Annotated in this window: 12 protein-coding genes, 1 tRNA gene and 1 pseudogene; 7 read left to right on the top strand and 7 right to left on the bottom strand. The window is 66.5% G+C overall.

Annotation, left to right across the window (positions count from 1 at the left end):
* Positions 1 to 124 precede the first annotated feature (124 nt).
* Positions 125 to 817, top strand: a pseudogene (locus KCI33_RS16835) (IS1595 family transposase); the annotation flags it as partial.
* A gap of 2 nt (positions 818 to 819) precedes the next feature.
* Here KCI33_RS16835 and KCI33_RS16830 read toward each other — a convergent pair.
* Both KCI33_RS16830 and KCI33_RS16825 read right to left on the bottom strand, forming a co-directional pair.
* On the bottom strand, positions 820 to 1,335 hold the full coding sequence (locus KCI33_RS16830) for an ImmA/IrrE family metallo-endopeptidase (RefSeq protein WP_212525972.1): 516 nt from the start codon (positions 1,333 to 1,335) through the stop codon (positions 820 to 822).
* A 2-nt stretch (positions 1,336 to 1,337) separates the two neighbouring features.
* On the bottom strand, positions 1,338 to 1,736 hold the full coding sequence (locus KCI33_RS16825) for a hypothetical protein (RefSeq protein WP_212525971.1): 399 nt from the start codon (positions 1,734 to 1,736) through the stop codon (positions 1,338 to 1,340).
* 498 nt (positions 1,737 to 2,234) lie between these two features.
* Here KCI33_RS16825 and KCI33_RS16820 point away from each other — a divergent pair, with 498 nt between their 5' ends.
* On the top strand, positions 2,235 to 2,864 hold the full coding sequence (locus KCI33_RS16820) for a DNA-3-methyladenine glycosylase 2 family protein (RefSeq protein ID WP_212525970.1): 630 nt from the start codon (positions 2,235 to 2,237) through the stop codon (positions 2,862 to 2,864).
* Positions 2,861 to 3,538, top strand: coding sequence for an alpha/beta fold hydrolase (locus tag KCI33_RS16815; RefSeq protein WP_212525969.1), 678 nt, complete (start codon positions 2,861 to 2,863; stop codon positions 3,536 to 3,538). Before KCI33_RS16820 ends, KCI33_RS16815 begins: the two co-directional genes overlap by 4 nt.
* Here KCI33_RS16815 and KCI33_RS16810 read toward each other — a convergent pair.
* Positions 3,535 to 3,984, bottom strand: coding sequence for a VOC family protein (locus KCI33_RS16810; protein WP_212525968.1), 450 nt, complete (start codon positions 3,982 to 3,984; stop codon positions 3,535 to 3,537). The genes KCI33_RS16815 and KCI33_RS16810 overlap by 4 nt on opposite strands.
* Before the next feature lie 217 nt (positions 3,985 to 4,201).
* Here KCI33_RS16810 and KCI33_RS16805 point away from each other — a divergent pair, with 217 nt between their 5' ends.
* The 4 genes from KCI33_RS16805 (at position 4,202) to pgi (ending at position 8,662) form a co-directional block, all read left to right on the top strand.
* Positions 4,202 to 4,786 carry an HNH endonuclease gene (locus KCI33_RS16805; protein WP_212525967.1) on the top strand — a complete coding sequence of 195 codons (585 nt, stop codon included), beginning with the start codon at positions 4,202 to 4,204 and terminating at the stop codon, positions 4,784 to 4,786.
* A gap of 103 nt (positions 4,787 to 4,889) precedes the next feature.
* Positions 4,890 to 6,344, top strand: a complete 1,455-nt coding sequence (gene zwf / locus KCI33_RS16800) for a glucose-6-phosphate dehydrogenase (RefSeq protein WP_212525966.1) — start codon at positions 4,890 to 4,892, stop codon at positions 6,342 to 6,344.
* Complete coding sequence (gene pgl / locus KCI33_RS16795) at positions 6,341 to 7,015, top strand: 6-phosphogluconolactonase (protein ID WP_212525965.1); 675 nt, start codon at positions 6,341 to 6,343, stop codon at positions 7,013 to 7,015. Before zwf ends, pgl begins: the two co-directional genes overlap by 4 nt.
* A 3-nt stretch (positions 7,016 to 7,018) precedes the next feature.
* Entirely contained in the window at positions 7,019 to 8,662 is a 1,644-nt protein-coding gene (gene pgi, locus KCI33_RS16790; RefSeq protein WP_212525964.1) for a glucose-6-phosphate isomerase, read from the top strand.
* On the opposite strand, the gene KCI33_RS16785 is transcribed toward pgi, so the two are convergent.
* From KCI33_RS16785 to KCI33_RS16770, 4 genes are all read right to left on the bottom strand, one after another.
* Positions 8,656 to 9,450 (bottom strand): sulfotransferase family 2 domain-containing protein, encoded by a 795-nt coding sequence (locus KCI33_RS16785; protein WP_212525963.1) that lies wholly within the window; start codon positions 9,448 to 9,450, stop codon positions 8,656 to 8,658. The genes pgi and KCI33_RS16785 overlap by 7 nt on opposite strands.
* Positions 9,451 to 9,516: 66 nt before the next feature.
* Positions 9,517 to 9,987 carry a thioesterase family protein gene (locus tag KCI33_RS16780; protein ID WP_212525962.1) on the bottom strand — a complete coding sequence of 157 codons (471 nt, stop codon included), beginning with the start codon at positions 9,985 to 9,987 and terminating at the stop codon, positions 9,517 to 9,519.
* 13 nt (positions 9,988 to 10,000) lie between these two features.
* Entirely contained in the window at positions 10,001 to 10,543 is a 543-nt protein-coding gene (locus KCI33_RS16775; protein ID WP_212525961.1) for a hypothetical protein, read from the bottom strand.
* Positions 10,544 to 10,626: 83 nt separating this feature from the next.
* A tRNA-Gly gene (locus tag KCI33_RS16770) sits at positions 10,627 to 10,700 on the bottom strand.
* Positions 10,701 to 10,747: the final 47 nt, after the last annotated feature.

Here is a 10,747-nt window from a genome sequence, read left to right as displayed (position 1 = left end):
AATCGCCCGCCCCGCTGCGCGAGATGAAAGCTCCGCGCGTCGGGCGATTGCTCAACCTGCGCCGATCGGCGTAAACACCAACCGGGCTCCGGTCGCGGCCGGATGAAAATCCCGTAGCAGGTCACTGCTGGCCGCGATCTGCATCATCGTGAACGCCGCTAAAGGTGTTTCGATGGTCCAGCTTTCGCGTGACTTGGACTGCCAGTACAAGGCCGCATTCGTTCTGGCGCATAAGCTGCGCGAGGCAATGGCACAGGAGGTCCACACCGGCGAAGTTCTGGCCGATCACGTTGAAATCGACGGGGCCTATTTCGGCGGTCACATCCGCCCGGCAAACGCCAAGGCCGACCGCGTTGACCGCCGCAAGAAGGAACACCAGACCGGCAAGCGCCGCGTTGTCGTCGCCATGCGCGAGCGGGAAGGCCGCACCTTGCCTTTCGTGACCATGAGCGAGGCCGAAGGCGTTGCGCTGGCAAACGAGAACGTTGACCGCATGGCGACCATTTCTGCCGACGAGGCAAGCCATTGGGATCTGCTCCACGCGGGCTGGAACGTTGCCCGGGTGAACCACTCTGAAATCTACAGCGACCACGGCAAGCATACCAACATGGTCGAGAGCTACTTCTCCCGCCTGCGCCGCATGGTCGAAGGTCAGCACCACCACGTCAGCCCGCAGTACCTGTACCAGTACGCGAACCACGCCGCATGGCTGGAAGACAACCGCCGCACCGACAACGGGACACTGGCGAAGATCGTGGTGTCGAATGCCATGAGCGCGCCGGTCAGCCGTCAGTGGAAAGGGTACTGGCAGCGGTAGGCTTAATCAGACGTGGATCTAAGGTTGAGTGTTTTCAGCCTTATTTTGACAGCCTTCTTGGACACGCCAAGAGCAGAAGCGATTTCTTCCACGTTGTCGACGTCTTCCCCCTTCCACAGCTTCCTGATTCTGGAGGCTGGCATTAGTAACTCTGCCGCGTACCTATTTGCCTGCACCTCATGTGTAGGGCTAAATGGTGCCGGTGGGTTATAGGCGGCTGCGTCGCCAAACAAAACATCGCTGTGTCTATTTAATCGCCCCTTTTGCTCCAAGAGGTCTCTATGGAGCAAGTAATGAGCAAGCTCATGCGCGGCTGTGAACCGTTTTCTTGGAGCTATCTCTGCCTCATTGACGGCGATAATGAAGTCTTCCCCGTCGAACACGATCTCACCTGACGCTCCAGAGTGCATTGGTCGTTCCTCATAACGGATTCCAAGCGCATGAATGAGGCCAAGAATGTCTACTGGGCCAGACTCTGAAAACCTGCGCACGACTTCCATTTCATCATGATTGTGCATTCTCAATCATCCTCTCCAAGCGCATCGACTTGAGCTTGCGTAGTATCTTCTCCGTTGCCCACCCTTTCTGCAACCGCTGCTTCTGCAATCCGCCGCGCAACCAACTCTGCCCTTTCCGCTGCCTCTACTTCTGCCACTGGTCCTGCTACGGCCTTAGCAACATCTTCGGCCCGCTCAGCAACATGGCTACGGAACAACCAGAATCCACCCACCAATGCCACCGCCAAAAGAATTTGGAACACAGAAAGGGACACGGCCATAGCGCCTGGCCTCGGGTCTGTGTCCCCAACGTTCCACCACAACAATATAACAAAAAGAGTCAGGAAATTCAACAAAATAGACGCAACCACCAAGTTCATAAGGAAGGATACGCGACAGTTTAACTTATTGAAGTCATTCATAAATCACAAACCGAGATAGAACCTGCGCCATGCTTCACATTAGGTGAGTCTATCAATTGGTTGCAACTCCCATGTCAACGCATAACGTCGAACCAGACCCGCCTCGCGCAGCCTGTACAGCGCCATATAGGCACGGTTTGTCGCGGACCGCGTGGTTATTTCGGGCTTCTGCGCGCGTATGACCGCCCCTATGTCGCTGGCGGACTTAGGCCCGTTCCGCAGCTCATCTAGAACCAGTTTTCGCGTCTCACGGTGCCGGGCGGCGTTTTTGGGATACCTGGACGGCTCCAGCGGGTCTATGCCGCGCATCACAAGCAACCTACCGGCAAGCTCGCCCTGTTCGCCACCGGCTTTGCACAGCGCCCTGAGCGCGTTGTCTATCGTCTTGTCCTGCATGGGCTACAGGATAGCGAAAACCGGCGGTCAGGGATTCCGGTTTCTTGGTGCGTTTGATACATAAGGCCGGATATTTGGGGCCAGAAGAAAGGGGGCGCGCGCATGGTCGGGCGGATCATCGAGACCGAAGATTGCGTGGCGGAGGGGGCGGCGTATCTGGCCCGCATCGAACCGCGTTTCGCGCATGCGCTGGAGCGGACGGGCCCGTTGCCGCTGCGCCGGCGGCGCGACGGGTTCGAACCGCTGCTGGGGGCGATCGTCAGCCAGCAGGTCTCGGTCGCGGCGGCGGACGCGATCTGGGGGCGGCTGAAGGCGGCGCGCCTGACCGGGCCGCGCCAGGTGATCCGGGCGAGCGAGGAGGAGCTGCGCGCCTGCGGGCTGAGCCGGCAGAAGATCCGCTATGCCAAGGCGCTGGCGGGCGCCGGGATTGATTATCGCGGATTGCGCGCGGCGCCGGACGAGCAGGTCGTCGCGACGCTGGTGGCGGTGCCGGGGATCGGGCGCTGGACGGCCGAGATCTACGCGATGTTCTCGCTCGGGCGGGCGGATGTCTTTGCGCCCGGCGATCTGGCGTTACAGGAAGCGGCGCGTCTGCTCTTCGGGCTCGAGGCGCGGCCCAGCGAGCGGGCGCTGCGCGAGATGGCCGCGGGCTGGGCGCCCTGGCGGGGCGTTGCGGCGCGCGCGCTTTGGGCCTACTACCGGGTGGCGAAGGAAAGAGAAGGGATCAGATGACACGGGTTCTGACAACTGATCGGCGTGGCCCCGCCGAGGGTGCGGCGCAATCGCTGGTGGTGTTCCTGCACGGCTATGGCGCCAACGGCGCGGACCTGCTGGGGCTGGCCGATCCGCTGATGCCGCACATGCCGGGCACGGCCTTCATCGCGCCGGACGCCCCGGAGAGCTGTGCGGGCGCGCCCTTCGGCTACCAGTGGTTCCCGATCCCGTGGATCGACGGCTCCACCGAGGAGGCGAGCGAGGCGGGGATGTTGCGCGCGGTCGATGACCTTAACGCCTATCTCGACGAGGTGCTGGAGGCCGAGCGGCTGACGCCGGACCGGATGATCCTGTTCGGCTTTTCGCAAGGCACGATGATGAGCCTGCATGTGGGTCCGCGCCGGCCCGACGAGGTGGCGGGGATCGTGGGCTTCTCGGGGCGGCTGCTGCGGCCCGAGATGCTGACCGAGGAGGCGCTGAGCCGCCCGCCCGTGCTGCTGGTGCATGGCGACCAGGACGACGTGGTGCCGGTGCAATCTCTGCCCGAGGCCGGCGAGGCGCTGAGCGAGGCGGGCTTCGAGGTCTACGCCCATGTCATGAAGGGCACCGCGCATGGCATCGCGCCCGACGGGCTGAGCGTGGCGCTGGCCTTCATGCAGGAGCGGCTGGGCATCGCGCGGCGGGACGGCTAGCCGTCCTCGCCCGCGGCGAACCACAGCCGCGGCTCGGCGATCTCGATGGAATTGCCGGCCGGATCGCGGAAATAGAGCGAGCGCGCGCCGTTCGGCCAGCGGAAATCGGCCTCGATCGGGTGGCCGGCTTCCTCCAGCCGCTGCCGCCAGAGCGTGATCCCGGCATCGCTGGCCGCGAAGCACAGGTGCCCCGGGCCCCGCGCCCCGTGAGGCGGCACCGGCAGCGCGCCGGGGGAGGGCGGTTTCGCGGTCTCGGCGGGGTTGAAGATCAGCAGCACCGCGCCGCCGACGCGGTAGAAGACGTGCCGGTCGCCCGCGCGGGTCAGCCGCGTCAACCCCAGCACGCCGCCGTAGAATGCCTCCGCCGCATCGAGGTCGGGGCAGTAGAGCGCGGCTTCCAGGAGGGCCGAAAGCGGCGCGGGGGCGGATGCGGGGGCGTGCGACATGGGCTCAGCCTAGCGCCGCGCGCGCCGCGCGGCAAACCCGCCCGAGGGCGCCGTCACGGGCCTGTCACGGAAATGTGCAAGCTTCGGGCCGGGCGGCACCGCATCTGCGGGGCTTGTCAGGCGCAAAACGCCATATATAGTTATCCACAAGCTGGGGCGGGGTCGTCCCGCCTTGGTGCCGGGAAACGGCAGGCAGGGCGGAGGCGGAGTCACGCAAATGGACGGCGATTTCAGGACGGGGTTCGTCAGGGACCCCCAGAACCTCAAGAAGCACCCGGCGCTGGTGCTGAACGCGGATTACCGGCCACTTTCCTATTACCCGCTGTCACTTTGGCCCTGGCAGGAGGCGGTGAAGGCCGCCTGGCTGGAGCGGGTCGATATCGTGGCCGAGTACGACCAGTTCGTGCACAGCCCGACGATGCGGATAAGGATCCCCTCGGTCGTCGTCCTCAAAGATTACGTCAAACCTCAAAAGCGCGTGGCCTTCACGCGCTTTAATTTGTTTCTGAGGGACGAATTCTCCTGCCAGTACTGCGGCACCACCGGCGATCTGACCTTCGACCACGTCGTGCCGCGGGCGCGCGGCGGCGTGACCAGCTGGGAAAACGTGGTGGCGGCATGCTCGAAATGCAACCTCAGGAAGGGCTCGAAGAGCCTGCGCCAGGCCGGCATGTCCCTGCGCAAGCCGCCGCGCCGGCCCGGCGCGGAGGAACTGCGCAACATGGGCCGCAGGTTCCCGCCGAACTACCTGCACGACAGCTGGCTCGATTTCCTCTACTGGGACACCGAGCTGGAGGCCTGAGGCGCCGGAGGTCCGCGCGCGCCTTGTGGGTGCGTCTCTTGGTGATACAGTGCGCCCCGGGCGGCCCGCAGGGGGCGGAATCGCCCCTGACGGACGAGGGCACATGGCTTCACGCATCATCCCGGTCGATCCTTTCGATCTCGTGATCTTCGGCGGCACGGGCGATCTGGCGCGGCGCAAGATCCTGCCGGCGCTCTACCGCCGGTTCTGGGCCGGGCAGATCCCGCCCGAGGTGGCGATCATCGGCGCGGCCCGTTCGGATCTGGACGACGCGCAGTACCGGGCCTTCGCGCGCGAGGCGATCGAGGAGTTCGTCTCGGAGGTCAAGCGCGTGCCGGCGACGGTCGAGGCGTTCCTCGGGCGGCTGCGCTATGTGGTGATCGACGCCAGGGGCGAAACCGGCTGGGCGGAGCTGTCGCGGCTGATGCGCGCCGATGTGGACCATGCCTTCTATTTCTCGGTCGGCCCGTCGCTGTTCGGCGATCTCGCGCAGCGGCTGCGCGACAACGGTATGGCCGGCCCCGAGGCCCGCATCGTGGTGGAGAAGCCCTTCGGCCACGACCTGGCCAGCGCGCGCGCGCTGAACCGGACGCTGGCGCAGCATTTCGACGAGGCTCAGATCTACCGCATCGACCATTACCTCGGGAAGGAGACGGTGCAGAACCTGATGGCGATCCGCTTCGGCAACATGCTGTTCGAGCCGCTGTGGAACGCCCAGTATATCGACCATATCCAGATCACCGTGGCCGAGACCGTGGGGGTCGGCGGGCGCGGGCCCTATTACGACCGCTCCGGCGCGATGCGGGACATGGTGCAGAACCACATGATGCAGCTGCTGTGCCTGATCGCGATGGAGCCGCCCAGCCATTTCGACCCCGACGCGGTGCGCGACGAGAAGCTCAAGGTCATCCGCGCGCTGGATGCGCTCGGCCCCGAGGACATCGTGCGCGGCCAGTATTGCGCCGACGACGGCGTGCCCGGCTACCTGACCGACGTGGACAGCCGCGACAGCACCACCGAGAGTTTCGTCGCGCTGCGCCTGGCTGTGTCGAACTGGCGCTGGAAGGGCACGCCCTTCTACCTGCGCACCGGCAAGCGGATGCGCGCGCGCACCTCCGAGATCGCGATCACCTTCAAGGAGCCGCCGCATTCGATCTTCGGGGTGCAGAAGGGGCAGGCGCCCAACGTGCTGGTGATCAAGCTGCAGCCGAACGAGGGCATCACCCTCAACGTCACCATCAAGGAGCCCGGGCCGGGCGGAATGCGCCTGATCGAGGTGCCGCTGGACATGTCCTTTGCCGAGGCGCTGGGCCCGGAGGCGCAGGACATCCCCGACGCCTACGAGCGGCTGATCATGGACGTGATCCGCGGCAACCAGACCCTGTTCATGCGTGGCGACGAGGTCGAGGCCGCCTGGGCCTGGACTGACCCGATCATCGCCGGCTGGGAGGCCCGCGAGGACCGGCCGAGGCCCTATGACGCCGGCAGTTCCGGCCCCGAGGATTCGCTGATGCTGATGCACCGCGACGGGAGGCGCTGGCGCGAGGTGCGGCCGTGAAATTCATCGCCTATCCCGACCGCGAGGCGCTGGTCCTCGACCTCGCCGCGCTGCTGGCGGAGGAACTGAGCGCGGCGCTCGATCACGAGGCGCGTGTGACCTTCGCCGTGCCGGGGGGCACGACGCCGGGTCCGGTCTTCGATGCGCTGGCGGAGGTCGATCTCGACTGGGCGCGCATTGACGTGCTGCCCACCGACGAGCGCTGGGTGCCCGAAAGCTCGGAGCGGTCGAACACGCGGCTGCTGCGCGCGCGGCTGCTGACGGGTCGGGCGGCCAGGGCGCGGCTGTTGCCGCTCTACGCCCCCACGCCGGAGCCCGAACAGGCTGTGGACGCGCTGGCCGCGGTGATCGCCCCGGCGCTGCCGATCGACGTGCTGCTGCTGGGCATGGGGGCGGACATGCATGTCGCCTCGCTGTTTCCCGGCGCCGACCGTCTGCGCGAGGCGCTCGACCCCGACGCTCCGATCCTGATGCCGATGCGCGCGCCCGGCGCGGCGGAGCCGCGCGTCACCCTGACCGCGCCGGTCCTGCGGGGCGCGATGACAACACATCTGCTCATAACCGGCCCGGAAAAGCGCGCGGCCCTTGACGAGGCGGCCCGGCTGGATATGCCTGCCGTGGCACCGGTCGCTGCCGTATTGAGGAACGCGACCATTCATTGGGCGGAGTAATTGATGACTTTCTGGGCGGGTCTTCGTTTGCAGGCAGAGGCGGCGAAAGAGCGGCACATCAAGGACTTGTTCGATGATCCCCGGCGGGCCGAGGCGTTTTCGGCCGAGTTTTCCGGGATGGTGCTCGACTATTCAAAGACCAATATCGACGATCCGACCCGCGCCCTTCTGATCGCCCTGGCCGAGGAGGCCGGCGTCGCCGCCCGCCGCGACGCCATGTTCGCCGGCGAGAAGATCAACGAGACCGAGCACCGCGCGGCGCTGCACACCGCGCTGCGCCGCAGCCCCGGCGCCGGGCCGGTGCGGGTCGATGGCGCGGACGTGATGCCCGGCGTGCATGCGACGCTCGACCGGATGGAAAGCTTCGCCCGCGCCGTGCGCAGCGGCGCATTCCGCGGGCAGGGCGGCCGGATCACCGACGTGGTGAATATCGGCATCGGCGGCTCGGACCTCGGCCCGGTGATGGCCTGCCAGGCGCTGGCCTCCTATGCCGACGGGCCGCGGGTGCATTTCGTTTCCAACGTCGATGGCGCGCATGTCGCGCAGGTGATGGGCGGGCTCGACCTGAGCCGGACGCTGGTTATCGTGGCCTCCAAGACCTTCACCACGATCGAGACCATGACCAACGCCGGCACCGCGCGCCGGATGATGGCGGCGCGGGTGGCGGACCCGGCGGCGCAGTTCGTGGCGCTTTCGACCGCGCTGGACAAGACAGACGCCTTTGGCATCCCGCAATCGCAGGTCTTCGGCTTCGAGGATTGGGTCGGCGGGCGCTATTCGGTCTGGGGGCCGATCGGGCTGAGCGTGATGCTGGCCGTGGGGCCGGAGAATTTCCGCGCCTTCCTGCGCGGCGCCGAGGAGATGGACGGGCATTTCCGCACCGCGCCCCTCGGCCGGAACCTGCCGGTTCTGCTGGCGCTGGTCGGCATCTGGCATCACCAGTGCTGCGGCTACCCGACCCGCGCGGTGCTGCCCTACGACCAGCAGCTCGCGCGGCTGCCGGCCTATCTCCAGCAGCTCGAGATGGAAAGCAACGGCAAGCGCGTGGCGATGGACGGTTCGGACCTGGCGCGCCCCTCGGGGCCGGTGGTCTGGGGCGAGCCGGGCACCAACGGCCAGCACGCCTTCTTCCAGCTTCTGCACCAGGGCACCGAGGTCGTGCCCTGCGAATTCCTGGTAGCCGCCGAGGGCAACGAGATGGGCCGCTCGCGCCACCACCGGCTGCTGGTGGCCAATTGCCTGGCCCAGTCCAAGGCGCTGATGCGCGGCCGGACCCTGGAGGAGGCGCGCGCCATGCTGCGCGCGCAGGGGCTGGTGGGCGACGAGCTGGAGCGTCAGGCGCGGCACCGCGTCTTTCCCGGCGACCGGCCCTCGACGACGCTGATCTATCCGCGGCTGACGCCCGAGATGCTGGGCCGGATCGTGGCGCTTTACGAGCACCGGGTGTTCGTCGAGGGGGTGATCCTCGGCGTCAACAGCTTCGACCAGTGGGGGGTGGAACTGGGCAAGGAACTGGCCCGCTCGCTCGAACCGCTGCTGCGCGGCGAGGCGAACGGCATCGCCGACAGCTCCACGGCGCTTCTGGTCGATTTCGTCCGCGCCCATGTGGGCAGCTGGGACGACCAGGACGATCAGAAGGATCAGTAGCCGAAGGCCTCGAAATCGGCGGCGAAAAGCGTGCGGATGCGGGCGCGCTGTGCCTCGGTTAGCGGCGGTTTCTTCGCCGCCGAGCGGTTGAACCGCGCCTCCAGCACCTCGCGGGGCGGAAAGCCGGCCGCGCCCCCCATTTCGAATACGGTCTGGATGTCGGCGTTCAGGTTCTCCACCTTGCCGATGAAGTCATAGTCGATCTGGCCGTAGCCGATGTTCAGGACCTGCGGCCGCCAATGCGCCGAGGTCCTGAGCGGGCTGATCTCCATCGTGTGGGCGACGTAGTCGAGGAAGACATCGAAATTGTAGGAGACATCCCTGGCCTCGTCATAGCCGTGGTCCTTCATCGGGGCCCAGTGGTTGTGCGTGGCGATGTTGCTCTTGTCGACGAAGAAATTGGTGAAGGCCGAATAGGCGCGGTTTTCCGGGTGGCGGGTGAAGGTGAAGGTGAAGGCCGTGCCCGCCTTCCACACCGGCTCCACCTCGTGCCAGTGGTAGCGTGCGGCCAGGATGCCCTTCTGCGCGCGGTGGATCGAGCGCGGGTAGAACCGCCCCTCGCCGTAGTAATACATCACCTGCGCGACCGAGGTGCAGGCGCATTTCAGGTTGCGCACGAACAGGAATTTCTTGTCCGTGGTCAGGATCATGTTGCGCAGCGGCCCGTGCAGCGCCTCGGGGTAGCGCGCGATCGCCAGATGCGCGCGGTAGCGCGGAAAGACCAGCGCCAGCGCCCGGGTCAGCGGCGTGGCCCGTTCGGGCGTGTTCAGGTAGACGCGTTTTTCCATGCGGGGTCTCCGGCGCGGGGCTTGGCGCGCGTTATCGCACCGGCGGGCGGGCGGGGCAATGCCCGCTCAGGCGGCGCGCGCGCCGTCGACCTGCTCGAAGCGCTGGCGCAGCGCGTCGGGCAGGGGCATCTTGCCCGACCCGTCGGGGGCGAGCATCACCACCACCGCCGCGCCGGTGGCGCGCAGATCTCCCGCCCAGAGCGCGTATTCCATGGTGAAGCTGGTGGTGCGGAAGCTGACGGTGCGCGCGGTCAGGATGTAATCCTCGTCCAGCCGCATCTCGCGCAGGTAATCGACCTCGGCGCGGCGGATCACCAGCCGCGGATCGCCGGGGCGGTAATGCGAGATGTCCCAGTCCCGGAAATAGTGGATCCGTATCCCCTCGAACCAGCTCAGGTAGGCGGCGTTGTTGACGTGGTTCAGCGGGTCAAGCTCGGAGAACCGCACGCGGTCGGCGATGGCCAGCGGCCAGGGCGCGGCGATGCCGTGGGCGCGCTGGGTGTCGGCGTCGAGGGGCGTGAGATAGGGCAGGGTCATCGGCGTTTCGGTATCAGGTGGAAGGGGAGGCGCGGCCGTAGCTCTTGCTGACGAAGGGGGTTTCATCGAACCCGCGGCGCCTGTTGATCACCAGGATCACGGTGAACAGGAAGTTGCACATCACGTTGCAGATGCGCGGCAGTTCGGCGGGCACCGCGCGGCCCTCCTCCTCGATCCGCACCATCAGGCGGATCGCCTTTTTCGCGGCGGAACGGGCGAGGTTGAGGAAGGGCACGGGCATGTCGCCGCGCGGCAGGACGAAGCCGTCCACGCCGTCGGCCACTTCGGCGCGGTAATGCGCGAGCCGCGATTTCAGCCAGACGATGTCGGTCTCCGCGATCGCCAGCCGCCCGCGGATCGAGCCGTTGACGTGGAAGGCCAGCGGCTGCAGCCGGTCGAGGTCGGCGGCGAGGTCGGGCATGTCGTCGGGCAGCAGCGACAGCGCGGCGCCGATATGGCCGCACAGCTCGTCCGTCACCACCTCGAAATCGCACAGCGCCGAGGTCTCGCAGATGAACGGGTAGCAGATCTCGTCGATGTCCCTGCCGGGCTTCATGGCCGGTCGTCCCCTTGCTCGAAATGCCGCGCGCGCGCATGGCGGCGGATGCGGATCGGTCGGACTCTGCTTACCGGGAAATCTGGAGCGGGTGAAGGGAATCGAACCCTCGTCTTAAGCTTGGGAAGCTCCTGCTCTACCATTGAGCTACACCCGCCCGGAGCCTTGAGATAGTCAAAGCCGCGGCCCCGGTCAAGCGAAAGC

Source organism: Actibacterium sp. MT2.3-13A (assembly GCF_018139985.1).
Taxonomy (GTDB): Bacteria; Pseudomonadota; Alphaproteobacteria; order Rhodobacterales; family Rhodobacteraceae; genus JAGSOU01.
Note: the sequence above shows the minus strand (reverse complement) of the source record. Positions and strands in the feature narration are given on the sequence as shown.

Bases quoted from the DNA above. Each gene is read 5' to 3' on its own strand.
- KCI33_RS16830 (WP_212525972.1), bottom strand. From the start codon at position 1,335: ATGCACAATCATGATGAAATGGAAGTCGTGCGCAGGTTTTCAGAGTCT.
- KCI33_RS16825 (WP_212525971.1), bottom strand. From the start codon at position 1,736: ATGAATGACTTCAATAAGTTAAACTGTCGCGTATCCTTCCTTATGAAC.
- KCI33_RS16820 (WP_212525970.1), top strand. From the start codon at position 2,235: ATGGTCGGGCGGATCATCGAGACCGAAGATTGCGTGGCGGAGGGGGCG.
- KCI33_RS16815 (WP_212525969.1), top strand. From the start codon at position 2,861: ATGACACGGGTTCTGACAACTGATCGGCGTGGCCCCGCCGAGGGTGCG.
- KCI33_RS16810 (WP_212525968.1), bottom strand. From the start codon at position 3,984: ATGTCGCACGCCCCCGCATCCGCCCCCGCGCCGCTTTCGGCCCTCCTG.
- KCI33_RS16805 (WP_212525967.1), top strand. From the start codon at position 4,202: ATGGACGGCGATTTCAGGACGGGGTTCGTCAGGGACCCCCAGAACCTC.
- zwf (WP_212525966.1), top strand. From the start codon at position 4,890: ATGGCTTCACGCATCATCCCGGTCGATCCTTTCGATCTCGTGATCTTC.
- pgi (WP_212525964.1), top strand. From the start codon at position 7,019: ATGACTTTCTGGGCGGGTCTTCGTTTGCAGGCAGAGGCGGCGAAAGAG.
- KCI33_RS16785 (WP_212525963.1), bottom strand. From the start codon at position 9,450: ATGGAAAAACGCGTCTACCTGAACACGCCCGAACGGGCCACGCCGCTG.
- KCI33_RS16780 (WP_212525962.1), bottom strand. From the start codon at position 9,987: ATGACCCTGCCCTATCTCACGCCCCTCGACGCCGACACCCAGCGCGCC.
- KCI33_RS16775 (WP_212525961.1), bottom strand. From the start codon at position 10,543: ATGAAGCCCGGCAGGGACATCGACGAGATCTGCTACCCGTTCATCTGC.